Genomic DNA, 17,242 nt, shown 5'->3' with positions numbered 1-17,242 from the left:
ATTTTTGACTACAGCCGTTGTCATTTTTCAGCTTAGGAGCGATGTGCAGACGGGTCAACGACGGGGCCGCTGGACCGGTGTCCCCTTGGAGAGTCGCCTCGCGCTTCGCCGTGACAACCTGATCAGCGCCGGCGTGCAGTTGCTCGGCGGCTCCGGGGGGCCGGCACTGACCGTGCGCGCGGTGTGCCGCAAGGCCGCATTGACCGAGCGCTACTTCTACGAAAGCTTCGCCGACCGTGACGAATTCGTGCGCGCGGTCTATGACGATGTCTGCACGCGGGCGATGAACACCCTGACGTCGGCGACGACCCCGCGTGAGGCCGTCGAACGCTTCGTCGAGCTGATGGTGGATGACCCGGTCCGCGGGCGGGTGCTGTTGCTGGCCCCGGCGGTTGAGCCGGTGCTGGTCCGGTCGGGCGCGGAATGGATGCCCAACTTCATCGACTTGCTGCAGCGCAAGCTGTCCCGGATCGGCGATCCGGTGTTGCAGAAGATGATCGCCACCAGCCTGGTCGGCGGCTTGTCGAGCCTGTTCACCGCCTACCTGCACGGGCAACTCGGGTCGACCCGCAAGCAGTTCATCGACTACTGCATCAACATGCTCTACATCACCGCGGCGCCGTACGTCCCCGCCGGTGAGCTCGGCAAGTCGCAGTAGCGGGTTTTCATTTGGGCCGCATCGGCAAGCCGTAAGACTGGGCTTGATCGCGATGTCAAACCGTTATCAGCCACGCCCGGCGAGGAACTTGCTGCTACTGAAGTACACAGATATATTGACTGCTACCCATCGACACAGATAACTGGAGGCGCTATGTCAGCCGAGCTGACAAACCTACAGCTGTTGCACGAACTTCAGCCGGCCGTCGAGAAGTACCTGAACCGGCACGAGAGCATGCACAAAAACTGGAACCCGCACGACTACATCCCGTGGTCGGACGGCAAGAACTTCTATGCGCTCGGTGGGCAGGACTGGGAGCCGGGCCAGTCCCAGCTGACTGACGTCGCCCAGGTGGCGATGGTGCAGAACCTGATGACCGAGGACAACCTGCCGTCCTATCACCGCGAGATCGCGATGAACTTCAGCATGGACGGCCCGTGGGGCCAGTGGGTCAACCGGTGGACCGCCGAGGAGAACCGGCACGGGATCGCGCTGCGCGACTACCTGGTGGTCACGCGCGCCGTCGACCCGATCGAGTTGGAAAAGCTGCGCATGGAGGTGGTGAACCGCGGCTTCAGCCCGGGCCAGAACCACCAGGTTCGCGAAGACCTCTTCGCCGAGAGCCTGTTCGACTCCGTCACCTACGTTACGTTCCAGGAGCTCGCCACCCGGATCTCGCACCGCAACACCGGAAAAGCCTGCAACGAGACGATCGCCGACCAGTTGTTGGCCAAGATCTCGGCCGACGAGAACCTGCACATGATCTTCTACCGCGACGTCACCGAGGCCGGGTTCGAAATCGCGCCCAACCAGGCGATGAAGTCGCTGCACAAGGTGCTGCGCAACTTCCAGATGCCCGGCTACCAGGTGCCCGAGTTCCGGCGCAAGGCCGTGATGATCGCCGTCGGCGGCGTGTACGACCCGCGCATCCACCTCGACGAGGTCGTCATGCCCGTGCTGAGGAAATGGCGCATCTTCGAGCGTGAGGACTTCACCGGCGAAGCCGCCGCATTGCGCGACGACCTCGCCTTGCTGATCAAGGAACTCGAGACGACCTGCGACAAGTTCGAGGTCTCCAAGCGGCGCCAGCTCGAGCGAGAAGCCCGCACCGGCAAGAGGACCACCGCGGCCGAACTGCACCAGACCGCGGGCACGCTGACCATGAGCCGGCGGTAACCAAGCGGTGCGCATCGGTTCCATCGCGCTCGCCAGCCCGGTGGTCCTGGCACCGATGGCGGGCGTCACCAACATCGCTTTCCGGACGCTGTGCCGTGAACTGGAGCAATCCAAGGTCGGCACCGTCAGCGGCCTGTATGTCTGCGAGATGGTGACCGCCCGTGCGCTCGTTGAGCGGCATCCGGTCACCATGCACATGACCACGTTCGCCCCCGACGAGTCGCCACGCTCGCTGCAGCTCTACACCGTCGACCCCGCGACCACCTACGCGGCCGCCAAGATGATCGCCGACGAAGGGCTGGCCGATCACATCGACATGAATTTCGGCTGCCCGGTGCCCAAGGTGACCAAGCGCGGCGGCGGCTCGGCGCTGCCCTACAAGCGCCGGCTCTTCGGCCAGATCGTCGCCGCAGCCGTGCGCGCCACCGAGGGCACCCAGATACCGGTGACGGTCAAGTTCCGCATCGGCATCGACGACGAGCACCACACGCACCTCGATGCCGGACGCATCGCCGAAGGCGAGGGCGCCGCAGCGGTCGCACTGCACGCCCGGACGGCGGCGCAGCGCTACTCCGGCACCGCCGACTGGGACGAGATCGCCCGCCTCAAGCAGCATGTGCGCACGATCCCGGTGCTCGGCAACGGCGACATCTACGACGCAAGTGACGCGCTGACGATGATGGCCGCCACCGGGTGCGACGGCGTGGTCATCGGCCGCGGCTGCCTGGGCCGGCCCTGGCTTTTCGCCGAGCTGTCGGCGGCTTTCACCGGCAGCCCGCCACCCACGCCGCCCACGCTGGGCGAGGTCGCCGACATCGTCCGCCGCCACGGCCAGCTGCTGGCCGCCCACTTCGGCGAGGACAAGGGCATGCGCGACATCCGCAAGCACATCGCCTGGTACCTGCATGGCTTTCCCGCCGGCTCCGAGCTGCGCCGAGCGCTGGCGATGGTCAAGACGCTCGACGAGCTGGACCGCCTCCTCGACCGGTTGGACGCCGGCGTGCCCTTCCCGGATGAGGCGAGCGGGCCCCGGGGCCGGCAGGGTTCACCCGCCCGGGTCGTGCTCCCGGAAGGCTGGCTGGACGACCCCGACGACTGCACCGTGCCGGCCGGCGCCGACGTCATGCACTCCGGCGGCTGAGTCCACCAGCTCGAAATCGCTTCCGGAGCGATAACTCAGTACGATGTGGGCTTTGTTGCATGCGCTTGGATGGCGGATGAGTTTCGCGCCGCCGCACGGGCGCAACGAAAACGGATGGCACGAGCCGCCGCGCCGACGACAGCGGCGCTGCGCTGCCACGACGCACGGACACGCTGACGTCTGCATCAGAGCTTCGGAGGCCGGTAGGACATGAGTGACGGCGAGCGCGACGCCACTCGTAACGGTCGGCACGCACCGGGCGAGGCTCACGCCCAACCGATCCCCACGGGCCCGTCGCCGAGCTTGGGCGCTGCCCCCTGGGAGCGATTCTTCGAACCACCGCCCGACGACAACATCCACCGATGGCAACCGGAAGCGGCCATCGAGCCCGCCCCGCCGCAGGAAGAGGAACACACCGGAAGCCACGCCGGGGGCGGGGTCAGCGTCGCCGATCTGATCGCCAAGATCGGCGCCCCCGACCGGCCCATCCACCGGCGCGCCGCCCCGGAGGTCGAGCCACCCGAGCCCGAGCCGCCCGAGCCCGAATTTTTTGAGCCCGACCCCGAGGCCTTCCAGCCCGGGCCCGAGCCGCCGCTCGCGCTGCAGCAAACAGAGGTGATCGACGACCTCGCTTACTCGTTCGACGCGGTCTCCGAGCTTCGCGAGCTCATGGCCGCCGACTACCCCAACGACGACGAGCCCGACGAGCGGCCTTCCGACGCCGTCGACGCCTCCCCCGAGGAGCCCAAACGCCGCCGCCCGATGTTGCTGGCAGGCCGCTCGGTAGCGGCGCTGGCCGCCGTGCTGGCCCTGGTGATGACCGGCGGGGCCTGGCAGTGGAGCACGTCGAAGAACGCCCGGCTCAACACGATCAACGCGCTCGACCCGCACTCGGACGACATCCGCGATGCGAACGGACAGTACGGCGACGAGGACTTCTTGATCGTCGGTCTCGACTCGCGCGCCGGCGACAACGCCAACATGGGCGCCGGCGACACCGACGACGCCGACGGCGCCCGTTCGGACACCGTGATGCTGGTCAACATCCCGGCCAACCGCAAACGCGTGGTGGCGGTGTCCTTCCCGCGCGACCTGGCGATCACCCCGATGCAATGCGAGGCCTGGAACCCCAGCACCGGCAAGTACGGCCCGCTCTACGACGCGAAGACGCAGACGTGGGGACCGAAGATGGTCTACACCGAGACCAAACTGAACTCGGCGTTCGCCTTCGGCGGTCCGAAGTGTCTGGTGAAGGAAATCCAGAAGCTGTCCGGTTTGAGCATCAACCGCTTCATCGCCGTCGACTTCTCCGGGTTCGCGAAAATGGTCGATGCCCTCGGCGGCGTCGAGGTGTGCTCGAGCACCTCGCTGCACGACTACGAGCTGGGCACCGTGCTGGAACACAGCGGGCGCCAAATGCTCGACGGTTCCACCGCATTGAATTACGTGCGGGCCCGCCAGGTCACCACGGAACTCAACGGGGACTACGGGCGTATCAAACGCCAGCAGCTGTTCTTGTCGTCGCTGCTGAGGTCGTTGATCTCGGCGGACACGCTGCTTGACCTCAACAAGCTCAACAACGTCGTCAACATGTTCATCAGCGACACCGTCGTCGACAACGTGAAGTCCAAGGACCTGGTGCAGCTCGGTCAGTCGTTGCAGGGGATGGCGGCCGGCCACGTCACGTTCGTGACGGTGCCGACCGGCGTCACCGACCAGAACGGCGACGAACCGCCGCGCATGTCCGACATGCGGGCGCTGTTCGACGCCATCATCAACGACGACCCGCTGCCGGAGGAAAACGACCAGAACGCAAAGAATTTGAGCGCCTCGTCCGCCTCGGGCACGACGACGGGCGCGTCGAAGGCCCCCACCACCAGGAAACCGTCCCCCACGCCCGAGGCTCAACACCAACAGGTCACGACGACCTCGCCCGGCGGTGTGACCGTGCGGGTTTCCAACGCCACCACCCAGACCGGCCTGGCGGCGACCGCGACCACCCAGCTCAAACGGGACGGCTTCAACGTGATGGCGCCCGACGATTACCCGAGTTCGGTGACCGCGACGACGGTGCTGTTCTCGCCCGGCAACGAAGAGGCCGCGGCCACCGTGGCGTCCTCGTTCGCCAACGCCAAGGTCCAGCGGGTTTCCGGCTACGGGCAGGTCGTACAGGTGGTGCTGGGCCCGGATTTCAAGTCGGTCACCGCTCCCTCACCGAGCGGCTCGTCGATGAGTTTGCAGATCGAACGCGGCTCGAGCAACGCACCGGCCAAGCTTCCCGAGGACCTGGCCGTCACCAACGCGGCCGACACCACCTGCGAATAAGCCGTTTTGACGGCGCTCCGCGGCCTGTCGCGGACGCGGGGAACGTATCCTTGACGACATGCGAACCGCCTACCACGAGCAACTCTCGGAGTTATCCGAGCGGCTCGGCGAGATGTGCGGCTTGGCAGGAATCGCCATGGAGCGGGCCACCCAAGCCCTGCTCCAAGCCGACTTGGTGCTGGCCGAGCAAGTGATCTCCGACCACGAAGCGATCGCCGCGATGAGTGCGCGCGCCGAGGAAAGCGCCTTTGTGCTGCTGGCCTTGCAGGCGCCGGTGGCCGGTGATCTGAGGTCGATCGTGAGTGCCATTCAGATGGTGGCCGACATCGACCGCATGGGCGCGCTGGCGTTGCACGTCGCCAAGATCGCTCGTCGCCGTCACCCCCAGCACGCGCTGCCCGAAGAGGTCAACGGCTACTTCGCCGAAATGGGCAGCATCGCAGTCGAATTGGGAAACAGCGCCCAAGAGGTGGTGTTGTCGCGCGACCCGGAGAAGGCGGCCCGGATCCGCGAAGAAGACGACGCGATGGACGATCTGCACCGACACCTGTTCTCGGTGCTCATGGACCGCGAATGGAAGCACGGCGTGGCGGCGGCGGTCGACGTGACGTTGCTGGGCCGCTTCTACGAGCGTTTCGCCGACCACGCCGTCGAGGTCGCCCGGCGCGTCATCTTCCAGGCGACCGGCAGACTGCCGGAGGAAGAGGCGAAGCCGCCCTCGCAGTAGTCGCGGGTCAGGTCGGCTCGCCCGACTAGCCGAAGCGGCCGGAGATATAGTCCTCCGTCGCCTTTTGATTCGGATTGGAGAAGATCTTCTCGGTGTCGTCGACCTCGATCAGCCGCCCCGGCTTCCCGACGGCTTCCAGGTTGAAAAACGCGGTGTAGTCGCTGACCCGGGCGGCCTGCTGCATGTTGTGGGTGACGATGACGATCGTGTAGTCCTGCTTCAGTTCGCTGATCAGCTCTTCGATGGCCATCGTCGAGATCGGGTCCAGCGCCGAGCAGGGCTCGTCCATGAGGAGCACGTCGGGCTGTACGGCGATGGCCCTGGCGATGCACAGCCGCTGCTGCTGCCCGCCGGACAGACCACCGCCGGGCCGGTCCAACCGATCCTTGACCTCGTCCCACAGGTTCGCCCCGCGCAGCGAGTACTCGGCCGTCTCATCGAGCACCTTGCGATTGCGCATCCCTTGCAGTTTCAGGCCGGCGACCACGTTGTCGCGAATTGACATGGCGGGAAACGGGTTCGGACGCTGGAAGACCATGCCGATGGCCCGGCGCACCCCGACCGGGTCGACACCGGCGCCGTAGATGTCCTCGTCGTCGAGCAGCACGCTGCCTTCGACACGCCCGCCGGGCACCACCTCATGCATGCGGTTGAGGGTGCGCAGCACCGTCGTCTTGCCGCAACCCGACGGACCGATGAACGCAGTGACGCTGCGCGGCAACACCGTCAGCGTCACCTCCGCGACGGCGTGAAACGTTCCGTAGTAGATGTTGACGCCCTTGAGGTCCAACCGTTTGGCCACTACTGCTCCTGCCTATGACTTTCTGGCGCCAAGGAATTTCGCTATCACTCGAGCCACGATATTGATCGCGGCGATCACCAGGATGAGGGTTAACGCGGCGCCCCACAACCGATCCGTGGGGATGGGGTTGAGGCCCGCGCCGACCGATGTCTGGTTGTACATCATGCCTGGCAGCGTGCCCATGAAGTCGCTGAAGATGTTGAAGTTCATCGACTGGGCATAGCCGACGAGGATCAGCAGCGGCGCCGTCTCCCCCATCACTCGGGCCATCGCCAGCAAGATCCCGGTGACGATGCCGGACAGTCCGGTGGGAATGACCACCCGGACGATGGTCTTCCACTTGGTGATGCCCAGCGCATAACTGGCCTCGCGGAGATCGACCGGAACGATCCGCAGCATTTCCTCGGTCGCGCGCACGATCACCGGCAGCATCAGCAACACCAGCGCCAGTGACACCGCGAACTCCGAGCGCGGCAGGCCCAGCGTGGCCACCCACAACGCATAGACGAACAACGCCGCCACGATCGAGGGCACCCCGCTCAGGATGTCCACCATGAACGAGGCCAACCGGCCCAACGCGGTGCCGCCGCCGTATTCGACCAGATAGATCGCGACCATCAGACCGATCGGGATGGAGATGACGGCGCACACCAATCCCTGCAGCACGGTGCCGACGAGCGCGTGATAGGCGCCACCGCCGGTCACGAATGCCGTCATCCCGGCTTGCGAGTGCGACCACCATACGGTTGAGATGATCGCCTTGAATCCCTTGACGGTCACCGACCACAGCACCATCACCAGCGGCGCCACGGCCACCAGCAGCGCCAATGAAACCAGCACGGTCGCAACACGATTCGCGGTGCGGCGGCGCCAGGACAGCGGCGAGAACGTCCGAGACTTGAGGGGTCGGTCCAACATCGACGTCATCGCGCGGCCTTTCGGCCGGCCCCGGCGACGGCGCCCCGGGCCAGGGCGTCGACCAGGAACGTGAGCGCAAAGAGCGTCAGGCCCGCGGCGATGTATGCGCCCGACTTGAATCGGTCGTCGAATTCCCCCGCGGCGCCCGCGATCGTGGTGGCGAAGGTGGAGCCCCCGTCGAAAAGCGACCAGCCGAACGCCGACTGGGTGCCCCGCAAGACGATCAGCAGCGCGACCGTCTCGCCCAGCGCGCGGCCCAGGCCCAGCATCCCGCCGCTGATGTAGCCGGACCGCCCGAACGGCAGCGTGACGATCTTGACCGCTTCCCACCGGGTGGCGCCGAGGGCCAGCACGGCTTCGATCTGGTCCTGCGGTGTCTGGACGAACACTTCGCGGGTGACGGCGGTGATGATCGGCAGGATCATCACGGCCAAGACGATGCCGCCGGTGAAGATGGTGCCGCCGCCGGCGGCCGACGCGTTGCCGTTGGCGAACAGGAAGCACCAGCCCATGGAGCGGTTGAGCCACGTGGCGAGGGGCCGCAGTTGCGGCGCCAACACATACAGACCCCAGGCGCCGTAGATGATCGAGGGAACCGCGGCCAGCAGATCGACCGCATAGGCCAGCGGTGTCGCGACCCGCCGGGGTGCGTACTGCGTGATAAACAGCGCGACGCCCAGCGCGACCGGCATGGCCAACGTCAACGCGAACAGTGACACGAAGACCGTGACCGGCAGCAGGCTGGCGATCCCGAAATGCATCGCCGACGGGTCGGTGGTGACCCAGTTACCGCCGTAGCTGAAGAAGTTCTCGCGATTGCGCTGCAGCGCCGGTGCCGCGCGCCCGAGCAGGAACACGGCGATCGCGGCGATCACGCCGATGATCAGCACGCCCGAGGCCCGCGCGAGCCAACGAAAAACCCGGTCTCCGACGTGCGGTCGCCCCTCGCCCCAGGGGCTGGTGGGCGTCGTCGACGGCTCGGGAAACGATGCGGCGAGGACCGCGCCCGAGCCCGCGTCGATGGGGTTTGGCGTTGTCACTGCGATCCCGCCACAGTTCTGCTGTCGCTCCTTGGAACCCTGCTCACCCGGTCACTGCAGCGCATTGATCGCGGCGACCAGTCGTTCCTTGACCCTATCGGGCAGCGGAATGTAACCGGCCGAGGAGAGCTCGGCCTGCCCGCTGGTGGCGGCCACGGAGAGGAGCGATTTGATCGCCCCGGCGGTCTCGGCGTCGTACCCCTTGGAGCACACGATCTCGTAGGTGACGAGCACCAACGGGTAGACGCCCGGCTCCTGCGAGCGGTACATGGCGTTGAGGTCGAGCAGCAGATCGTTTCCCTCGCCGAGGAACTTGGCCGCCTTGATGGCGTTTCCGGCCGTGTCGTTGGTGAGCGGGACGACCCCGCCTCGCGTGGCGATTTTGGCGTAGGACATGCCCGCCTGGTCGGCGAAGCCCTTCTGGACGTATCCGATGGCGCCCGGAGTGGTCTGCACCGCCTGGATGACCCCGGATGACTTCGCCGCGCCCTCGCCGACGCCGCCCTGAAATTCCGTGCCGACGCCCTTGGCCCAGCTCTGCGGCGCGGCGGCGGTCAGGTACTTCTGCACGTTGTCGGTGGTTCCCGATGAGTCGGACCGGTAGATCGGCGTGATCCTGGTGTCGGGCAGCGGCACACCGGGATTGAGGCCGACCAGGATGGGGTCGTTCCACGCGGTGATCTTGCCGGTGAAGATTTTGGCCACCGCGTCGCTGCTGACCGCCAGGCCCGGATTTCCCGGCAGGTTGTAGGCGAGCGCGATCGGACCGAACACCAGGGGCAGGTCCCACGCCGGGTTCCCGCCGCACCGGCTGGCGGCGGGACCGATCTGTTCGGCGACCAACGGAGAGTCGGCTCCGGCGAAATCCACGTGCCCGGCGATGAACTGCTCGCGGCCGGCGCCGGATCCGGTCGGGTTGTAGGCCAGGCCCTTGCCCGGGCAGTACTGGCCCCACACCTGGTTGAAGACGGTGATCGCGTTCGCTTGCGCGGTCGAGCCTTCCGCCGTCACTTTGTTCTTGCCGCCGCACCCCGCGGTGCCGGCGCCGCCGGTCATGCTGGGCGCCGCGGCCCCGGGCCGGTTCTCGTCGCTGCCGCAGGCGGTCAGCGCCGTGGCGCCGAGTGCCGTCGCCAACACCACCGCGGCCAGCGCCTTGCCCTGCCTCTCGAGCTTCACCGATCTCGCTTTCATGACAACGTTCAAGACGCATGTGGGCGCCGCTGGCCATCCCCTGTCGGGTTGCCGGTCGCGGCGAAAGTATGCGCCGGTCCGGCGCACAGCAACGTCTCGGTAGCAAGGACCAGGTTAACGATCCGGCTGAATGCCGCTCGTACCCGCGGTCAGTTGGTCGCGGGCGTGACCGCGTATGCGGTGTCGACGCTGTAGGTGGTGAAGCCCAAACGCTGGTAGGTGCGCACCGCCGCGACGTTGTCCGACTCGACGTAGAGCATCACCGTGGGATCGTCGGCGTCGGCCAGGCGGCGCGCCAGCCAGGCGATGCCGACGGCCGTCAACGCCTGGCCCAGTCCGCGGCCCTGCGCCGACGGATCGACCCCCACGACGTACACCTCCCCCAAACCGGGCCGATCGAGGTGCACCTTGGTCCAGTGAAAACCCAGCAGCCTGCCGACCTGCCCGCCCTCGGAGTCCTCGAACGCGAGAAACAACCCCGTCGGGTCGAACCATGGTTCGTCGCGCCGATCGGCCAGCTCGGCGTCGGTCCAGCCGCCCTGCTCGGGGTGGTAGGCGAAGGCGGCGTTGTTGACGCGCAGCAACTCGGCGTCATCGGTCGTGCCCGCATAGGTGCGGATCTGCACCCCGGGCGCCGGGGGCGCGGTGTCGGGGAGATCGCGCAGCGAGCGTCGCATCTGCATGAGTTCCCGCACCGGCGCCAGGCCCAGAGCGGCCGCGGTCGCGCGGGCTGGCTCGAGCGTGCCGTGCGCCCAGAATCGATTGCTCGCACCGGTTTTGGCCAGCGCCGCGCGAATCAGGGCGGCCCCGATACCGCGCCGGCGGGCCCCGGGGTGCACGACGAGTTCGGCCATCCCGGTCTCACCGTCGCGGGGCGGGCTGAGGTTGAGATAACCGGTGACGGCGCCGGCGTCGTCACCGGTGATCAGCAGATGCTCGGTGCGGTCGTGTCCGAGTTCGCGCAGTACCTGCTCGCCGACGGGCGCCACCCCGTCGAATTCCGTTGTCGCACCGACAAGTTCACGCACGCCCCGCTGTTCGTCGTCGGTCAGCGTCCGGCGCCAGTCAGGCGGGCTCACTGAGTGTGCAACGGATCGACCAGCGGATCCTGGACGTCCTCGGAGTCGGATTCCGCACCGGATTCGGCGCCATCCGCGCCGTCGGCGTCGGACGGGTCGGCCGCCGGGGTGCGGCCGCGCGCCGGTCGGACCGCCTTGTAACCCACGTTGCGGACCGTGCCGATCAACGCCTCGTGCTCGGAACCGAGTTTGGCCCGCAGCCGACGCACGTGCACATCGACGGTGCGGGTGCCGCCGAAGAAGTCGTATCCCCACACCTCGTGCAGCAGCTGCGCCCGCGTGAATACCCGCCCGGCGTGCTGAGCCAGGTATTTGAGCAACTCGAATTCCTTGTAGGTGAGATCGAGGGGGCGGCCGCGCAGCCGGGCGGTGTAGGTGCCTTCGTCGATCACCAACTCGCCCAGGCTCACCTTGCCGGCGCTCTCCTGGTCGGCGAGCCCGCCGCGGCGGCCGACCACCAGCCGCAGCCGCGCGTCGATCTCGGCCGGACCGGTGGTGGGCAGCAGGATCTCGTCCAGACCCCAGTCGGCGCTGACGGCCACCAGCCCGCCTTCGCTCACCACGGCCAGCACGGGAACCGACCGGCCGGCGGTGCTCAGCAGGCGGCACAGGCCACGCGCGGACGACAAATCGGTTCGCGCATCCACGATGACGGCGTCCGCCGTCCCGGCCTCGAGCAGCGAAGCCGGTTCCGGCGGCGCCGTCCGCACGGGATGCGGAAGCAGCGACAACGAGGGCAGGACCGGATCGGGATGCAGCTCCGAGGTCAGCAATAAAAGCTCCAACTAGTCCCTCCAGCTCGGGGGAACGGCATCTCCCAAATTCACGCCGCCATCAGGCGTTAGTTACCAGGTCATCTAACGATAACGTGTTACCTGGTTTTTTCGCGTGGCAGACGAGCCACTGTGAGCCCTGCCACGGGCGATCCGGCACCGCCGGGGGTTACGCCACAATATGCGGGTGCGCAAGCTGCTGATTGCTGTGACCGCGACCGTGATCCTGGTGGTCGTGGTCGCCCTCGGCGCGATCGGCGTCGACTACGGCACCAGCATCTATGCCGAGTACCGGCTGTCGGCCAGCGTGCGCAAGGCCGCCAATCTGGGCAGCGACCCCTTCGTGGCGATCGTGGCGTTTCCCTTCATTCCGCAGGCCATGCGCGGCAACTACGACCAGTTGGAGATCAAGGCCAACGCCGTCGAACACGCGATGACCGGCAAAGCCACCCTCGAAGCCACGATGTACTCGGTGGATCTCGCGCACGCGTCGTGGCTGATCACGCCCGACGCGAAGCTGGCGGTGCACAAATTGGAAAGCCGCATCATCATCGACTCGACGCACCTGGGCCGCTACCTGGGCATCAGCGACCTGATGGTCGAGGCGCCGCCGAAGGAAACCAACACCTCGACCGGCGGTGTCACCGCGTCGGGCATCTCCGACAGCCACGGGCTGGTGTTCACCGGCACGCCCAAATCGTCCGGCTTCGATCGACGCGTGAGCGTCTCGGTCGACCTCTCGATTGCCCCCGATGACCCGGCGACGTTGGTCTTCAGCCCCACCGGCGTGCTTACCGGGCCCGACACCGCCGACCAGACCGTCCCGGCCGACAAGCAGGACGCGGTGCTGCACGCTTTTGCCGGCAGGCTTCCCGATCAGCTCCTTCCCTTCGGCGTCGCGCCCACCACCGAGGGGGCGCGGGGCTCGGACGTCATCATCGAGGGCATCACCTATGGAGTAACGGTGTCGCTCGATGGGTTTAAACGGTCATGAGGCCCGCTGACGATGCCGCCGAACCCGGGAATGGTCGGGAGTGGCGCCCATGATGACGGTCGTCGTGATCATCGTCGCCGCGCTCGCCGCCGCGACGCTGCTCGGCTGGCTGTTGACCCGCCGCTCCGGCAGCATCCGGGAAGTCGATTCCGAGCCGGACCGCGACACCGCCGGCGACGTCGCAGCGCTGGGGCTGTCCCGCAGCGGGCCAACCGTCGTGCATTTCAGCGCCCCCTGGTGCGGGCCGTGTGACCGGGTTCGCCGGGTCGTGGTCCAGGTCTGCGACGACCTGGGCGACGTGACCCATGTCGAAGTCGACCTGGACGCCAATCCGGAGACCGCGCGGCGCTATTCGGTGCTGTCCCTGCCCACCACGTTGATCTTCGACGTCGACGGGCGGCAGCGCTACCGGACCTCGGGAGTGCCCAGCGCCGCCGACCTGCGGTCCGCCCTGAAACCGCTGTTGGCTTGACTGCGGTGTCATTGGGTAAGCTGACCGACGTGTCAGCCCGCCTCGAGCCCATGCTCACCAAGCGTCGCGCAGTTGAGCTGTGCCGCACCGCGGGCTGTTGTTGTTGCTGTTGCTGCTGAGTAGCCGCGCCTTCGCGTAGCACTCGGAGCGGGCCCGGATCCTGACCGTGGCGCCTCTCCCGTCGTCGTTTCCGTGAGCAACAGGGGTATTCGAGGAGTAACACCTTGCCGAGCAGCAACACCGTCACGCAGCCCGACCTCGTCGACGTGCGTGGACCACGCTTTGCCGCCTGGGTGACCACCGGGGTCTTGGTGGTGGCGCTGATCGTGTCGGCCGTCAGCGCGCCGGCGGCGGCGGCGATCCTGGCCGTCCAGGCCGTCATCTTCGCCATCGGCGCTGCCGGGGGGCCGCGCCAGCATCCCTACGGCCGCATCTTCGCCGCCATCGTCGCGCCCCGACTGGGCCCGGTGCAGGATCGCGAACCCACCGCGCCGCTGAAGTTCGCCCAACTCGTCGGCCTGATCTTCGCTCTGCTGGGGACGGTCGGCTTCGCCGCCGGCGCCGCCCTGGTCGGCGTCATCGCCACCGCGGCCGCCCTGGCGGCCGCGTTCCTCAATGCAGCCTTTGGCATCTGCCTGGGCTGCCAGCTCTACCCGCTGGCGGCCCGCGTCCGAAGCAGCGCGCACCCCACTGACCTGCTGTAACCAATTGTGATTGAAAGGATCCACTCCATGGCACGCTCCGACGTCCTGGTCTCGACCGACTGGGCTGAGAGCAATCTCGACGCCTCAGGCGTCGTCTTTGTCGAAGTCGACGAGGACACCAGCGCTTACGACGCCGGTCACATCCCCGGCGCGATCAAGCTGGACTGGCGCTCCGATTTGCAGGACCCGGTCAAGCGCGACTTCGTCGACGCTCAGCAGTTCTCGAAACTGCTCAGCGAGCGCGGCATCTCCAATGACGACACCGTGATCCTCTACGGCGGCAACAACAACTGGTTCGCCGCCTACGCGTATTGGTATTTCAAGCTGTACGGCCACGCTCAAGTGAAGCTGCTCGACGGCGGCCGCAAGAAGTGGGAGCTCGACGGCCGCGCACTGTCCAGCGACACCGTCAGCAGGCCGGCGACGTCGTACACCGCCGCCGCCCCGGACAACAGCATCCGGGCGTTCCGCGACGACGTCATCGCGGCCATCAACGTCAAGAACCTGGTCGACGTGCGCTCCCCCGACGAGTTCTCGGGCAAGATCCTGGCGCCCGCGCATCTACCGCAGGAACAAAGCCAGCGGCCCGGCCACATCCCGGGCGCGATCAACGTGCCGTGGAGCAAGGCCGCCAACGAGGACGGCACCTTCAAGTCCGACGAGGAGCTGGCCAAGCTGTACGCCGTGGCCGGCCTGGACGGCGAGAAAGAAACGATCGCCTACTGCCGCATCGGCGAGCGGTCGTCGCACACGTGGTTCGTTCTCTACGAATTGCTCGGGCACAGGAATGTCAAGAACTACGACGGCAGTTGGACGGAATACGGCTCCCTGGTGGGGGCCCCGATCGAGTTGGGAAGCTGATATGTGCTCTGCACCGAAGCAAGGACTGACGTTGCCGGCCAGCGTCGATCTGGAAAAGGAAACCGTGATCACCGGCCGCGTCGTGGACGGCGAGGGCCAGGCAGTGGGTGGCGCGTTCGTCCGCTTGCTGGACTCGTCGGACGAGTTCACCGCCGAGGTGGTGGCCTCGGCCACCGGTGACTTCCGGTTCTTCGCCGCCCCCGGATCCTGGACCCTGCGCGCGCTGTCGGCAGCCGGTAACGGGAACGCCGTGGTGACGCCGTCGGGCGCGGGCATCCACGAGGTCGACGTCAAGATCGCCTGATCGGCCAGCTGCCCGCGACCGGGCCGCGACGGGAGCGAATAGACTTGTCCCCGTGGTGCTGTTCTTCGAGATCATGCTGGTTGTGGCGGTCGTGGTGATTTCATGGTTCGCCCTCTACACCCTCTACCGGCTCATCACTGACGAGTCGTGACGCGCGCCGACGACGATCCAGAGCGCAGCGATGCGGACGAACCGTTGAGTTCGGCTGGTTCCGGTGACCGAGCGGTGGCCGCCGCAGCCGAGCGCGCAAAGCTGACCGCCAGCCGCAACATCCCGTCCTTCGACGACCTGCCCCTGCCCGCCGACACCGCCAACCTGCGCGAGGGCGCCAATCTCAACGACGCACTGCTGGCTTTGCTGCCGCTGGTCGGAGTCTGGCGCGGCGAAGGTGAGGGCCGCGGCCACGACGGCGACTACCGATTCGGCCAGCAGATCGTGGTCTCGCACGACGGCGGCGACTATCTCAACTGGGAGTCCCGCTCCTGGCGGCTGAGCGAGACAGGCGATTACCGGGAGCGCGACCTACGCGAGACCGGTTTCTGGCGCTTTGTCAACGATCCCGACGACCCCAGCGAATCCCAGGCGATCGAGCTGCTGCTGGCCCACTCGGCGGGCTACGTCGAGCTGTTCTACGGGCGTCCGCGCACCCAATCGTCGTGGGAGCTGGCGACCGATGCGCTGGCGCGCAGCAGGTCCGGCGTACTGGTCGGCGGCGCCAAACGGCTCTACGGCATCGTCGAGGGCGGCGATCTGGCCTATGTCGAGGAGCGGGTCGACGCCGACGGCGGGCTGGTGCCGCATCTCTCGGCCCGGCTGTCGCGGTTCGCCGGCTAGCGTCCGGCGCCGGCCTACGCGCTGCTGACATGGAGCGGCCCCCGAGCCGTATTCCAGGTCGGACAAAACCGGAAGCTCGGGGGCCGGGTGACTGCGGGGAATTCGCCAGCGCATCTGTATCGCCAGCTCTTCCGAGCCGATGCAGCTAGCGCGCAGCCACCTCACATGTCCATGAAGCTATCAATTTCTCGGACCACCTCCCTTCTTGTGTACGGCCGACCGTACCCGCGAATCGCAGAGGCGACAACAGGATTCAGCGCTCAGCGATCGCTGACGATGGCGGCGTCGACCAGTTCGGCGAAGTCCGCCGCCATCGGCGACCGCGGCAGTGGGCTACCGTCGAGCGTATGGACCCGGGCGGCCAACGTCATGCTCGAGATCAACCAAACCCCTTGGGCGGCAACCAGATCCGCGACACGCAGCGCCCGGTAATCGCAGTCGTACCCCTTGGCCCTGGCCACCTCGAACAGGGCCTGCTGAGTGGTGCCGCGCAGGATCGGATACCACGGCGGGGGCGTCAGCAGGCAGGGATTGCCGTCCGGTGCATCGGAGTCGGTGGCGATCACCACGGTCGAGCGCGGACCCTCGAGGACGTAGCCGTCCGTGCTGACGAAGATGACGTCACCGGCGTCGAGACGGGCGGCGTGGCGCAGGGCGGCCATGTTCACCGCGTAGGACAGGGTCTTGGCGCCGGCCAGCAGCCACGGCATCGCGTCGACACCCGTGGCGGGCAGGCCGCGATCGAGGGTGACCGCCGCCAACCCGTCGCGCCGGACCGCCGTGACTCGTTCGGGAACGCCGTTGACCATCACGTAGGCCGTCGGCACCGAACCGCCCTCCCGGCCGCGGCTGTAGATCAGCCGCATCGCGCCTTCGTCCGCGGTGTCCGCACACCACTGCCGGGTGGCCACCTCGATCGCGCTGCGCCACCGCGGCAGGTCCGGCTCTGGCAAATCGGTCAGCGCGGCCGACTGGGTCAGCCGCTGCAAATGCGACTCGATCAGACAGGCGCTGCCGTCGCGCACCAACAGCGTCTCGAAGACGCCGTCGCCGCGCACCGCCGCCAGGTCGTCGGCGTGCAACAGCGGCGCGTCGGGCGAATGGATTTCGCCGTCCAGCGTGACGATGACACCCCTCTGGCCAGCCATGGTGCAGAAGCCTATCCGCTCACCGCTCCCCGCCGAATGTGAAGCTGGCCGCGCACTCGGGGACGAACGTGCGGCGGGCCGCACACTCGCTGGAT

General features: G+C 67.3%; 19 protein-coding genes. 12 read left to right on the top strand and 7 right to left on the bottom strand.

Annotated features, from left to right (window positions below; all coding sequences use genetic code 11):
- Window positions 1–43: 43 nt before the first annotated feature.
- The 5 genes from G6N26_RS21190 (at window position 44) to phoU (ending at window position 6,027) form a co-directional block, all read left to right on the top strand.
- Complete coding sequence (locus G6N26_RS21190; protein ID WP_095576516.1) at window positions 44–658, top strand: TetR/AcrR family transcriptional regulator; 615 nt, start codon at window positions 44–46, stop codon at window positions 656–658.
- 153 nt (window positions 659–811) lie between these two features.
- On the top strand, window positions 812–1,834 hold the full coding sequence (locus G6N26_RS21185) for an acyl-ACP desaturase (RefSeq protein ID WP_067174588.1): 1,023 nt from the start codon (window positions 812–814) through the stop codon (window positions 1,832–1,834).
- 55 nt (window positions 1,835–1,889) lie between these two features.
- Window positions 1,890–2,975, top strand: coding sequence for a tRNA dihydrouridine synthase DusB (dusB, locus tag G6N26_RS21180; RefSeq protein WP_232067621.1), 1,086 nt, complete (start codon window positions 1,890–1,892; stop codon window positions 2,973–2,975).
- A gap of 210 nt (window positions 2,976–3,185) precedes the next feature.
- Window positions 3,186–5,300, top strand: coding sequence for an LCP family protein (locus G6N26_RS21170; protein ID WP_083014788.1), 2,115 nt, complete (start codon window positions 3,186–3,188; stop codon window positions 5,298–5,300).
- A 58-nt stretch (window positions 5,301–5,358) separates the two neighbouring features.
- The gene (phoU, locus tag G6N26_RS21165; protein ID WP_067174598.1) at window positions 5,359–6,027 is read left to right on the top strand and encodes a phosphate signaling complex protein PhoU; all 669 of its coding nucleotides are present in this window, start codon (window positions 5,359–5,361) and stop codon (window positions 6,025–6,027) included.
- A gap of 25 nt (window positions 6,028–6,052) precedes the next feature.
- On the opposite strand, the gene pstB is transcribed toward phoU, so the two are convergent.
- The 6 genes from pstB to G6N26_RS21135 form a co-directional block, all read right to left on the bottom strand.
- Window positions 6,053–6,829, bottom strand: coding sequence for a phosphate ABC transporter ATP-binding protein PstB (gene pstB / locus G6N26_RS21160; protein ID WP_067174602.1), 777 nt, complete (start codon window positions 6,827–6,829; stop codon window positions 6,053–6,055).
- Window positions 6,830–6,841: 12 nt separating this feature from the next.
- Window positions 6,842–7,756, bottom strand: a complete 915-nt coding sequence (pstA, locus tag G6N26_RS21155) for a phosphate ABC transporter permease PstA (protein WP_067174606.1) — start codon at window positions 7,754–7,756, stop codon at window positions 6,842–6,844.
- Window positions 7,753–8,787 (bottom strand): phosphate ABC transporter permease subunit PstC, encoded by a 1,035-nt coding sequence (gene pstC / locus G6N26_RS21150; RefSeq protein ID WP_163648846.1) that lies wholly within the window; start codon window positions 8,785–8,787, stop codon window positions 7,753–7,755. The genes pstA and pstC overlap by 4 nt, the downstream gene beginning before the upstream one ends.
- A gap of 51 nt (window positions 8,788–8,838) precedes the next feature.
- Entirely contained in the window at window positions 8,839–9,963 is a 1,125-nt protein-coding gene (gene pstS / locus G6N26_RS21145; protein WP_083015160.1) for a phosphate ABC transporter substrate-binding protein PstS, read from the bottom strand.
- A gap of 164 nt (window positions 9,964–10,127) precedes the next feature.
- The gene (mshD, locus tag G6N26_RS21140) at window positions 10,128–11,057 is read right to left on the bottom strand and encodes a mycothiol synthase (RefSeq protein WP_083014782.1); all 930 of its coding nucleotides are present in this window, start codon (window positions 11,055–11,057) and stop codon (window positions 10,128–10,130) included.
- On the bottom strand, window positions 11,054–11,842 hold the full coding sequence (locus G6N26_RS21135; RefSeq protein ID WP_083014778.1) for a winged helix-turn-helix transcriptional regulator: 789 nt from the start codon (window positions 11,840–11,842) through the stop codon (window positions 11,054–11,056). The genes mshD and G6N26_RS21135 overlap by 4 nt, the downstream gene beginning before the upstream one ends.
- Before the next feature lie 169 nt (window positions 11,843–12,011).
- Between G6N26_RS21135 and lmeA the strand changes: the two genes are divergently transcribed.
- The 7 genes from lmeA (at window position 12,012) to G6N26_RS21105 (ending at window position 15,999) form a co-directional block, all read left to right on the top strand.
- Entirely contained in the window at window positions 12,012–12,824 is an 813-nt protein-coding gene (gene lmeA / locus G6N26_RS21130) for a mannan chain length control protein LmeA (RefSeq protein ID WP_083014774.1), read from the top strand.
- 49 nt (window positions 12,825–12,873) lie between these two features.
- A complete protein-coding gene (locus G6N26_RS21125; RefSeq protein WP_067174755.1) occupies window positions 12,874–13,296 on the top strand; it encodes a thioredoxin family protein in 423 nt (140 codons plus the stop codon).
- A 50-nt stretch (window positions 13,297–13,346) separates the two neighbouring features.
- On the top strand, window positions 13,347–13,415 hold the full coding sequence (locus G6N26_RS26600) for a putative leader peptide (RefSeq protein WP_415621345.1): 69 nt from the start codon (window positions 13,347–13,349) through the stop codon (window positions 13,413–13,415).
- 105 nt (window positions 13,416–13,520) lie between these two features.
- On the top strand, window positions 13,521–14,000 hold the full coding sequence (locus G6N26_RS21120; protein WP_067174625.1) for a DUF4395 domain-containing protein: 480 nt from the start codon (window positions 13,521–13,523) through the stop codon (window positions 13,998–14,000).
- Window positions 14,001–14,027: 27 nt separating this feature from the next.
- Entirely contained in the window at window positions 14,028–14,861 is an 834-nt protein-coding gene (locus G6N26_RS21115) for a sulfurtransferase (RefSeq protein ID WP_067174628.1), read from the top strand.
- Window position 14,862: 1 nt separating this feature from the next.
- On the top strand, window positions 14,863–15,165 hold the full coding sequence (locus G6N26_RS21110) for a DUF1416 domain-containing protein (RefSeq protein ID WP_067174630.1): 303 nt from the start codon (window positions 14,863–14,865) through the stop codon (window positions 15,163–15,165).
- A 195-nt stretch (window positions 15,166–15,360) separates the two neighbouring features.
- The gene (locus tag G6N26_RS21105) at window positions 15,361–15,999 is read left to right on the top strand and encodes a heme-binding beta-barrel domain-containing protein (protein ID WP_095578090.1); all 639 of its coding nucleotides are present in this window, start codon (window positions 15,361–15,363) and stop codon (window positions 15,997–15,999) included.
- A gap of 260 nt (window positions 16,000–16,259) precedes the next feature.
- Here the strand turns inward: G6N26_RS21105 and G6N26_RS21100 are convergent, their stop codons facing one another.
- Window positions 16,260–17,147 (bottom strand): aminodeoxychorismate lyase, encoded by an 888-nt coding sequence (locus G6N26_RS21100; RefSeq protein ID WP_083014768.1) that lies wholly within the window; start codon window positions 17,145–17,147, stop codon window positions 16,260–16,262.
- Window positions 17,148–17,242 lie beyond the last annotated feature (95 nt).

The organism is Mycobacterium marseillense (assembly GCF_010731675.1).
GTDB classification, from domain to species: Bacteria; Actinomycetota; Actinomycetes; order Mycobacteriales; family Mycobacteriaceae; genus Mycobacterium; species Mycobacterium marseillense.
This window is presented reverse-complemented; position numbering and strand designations above follow the sequence as displayed.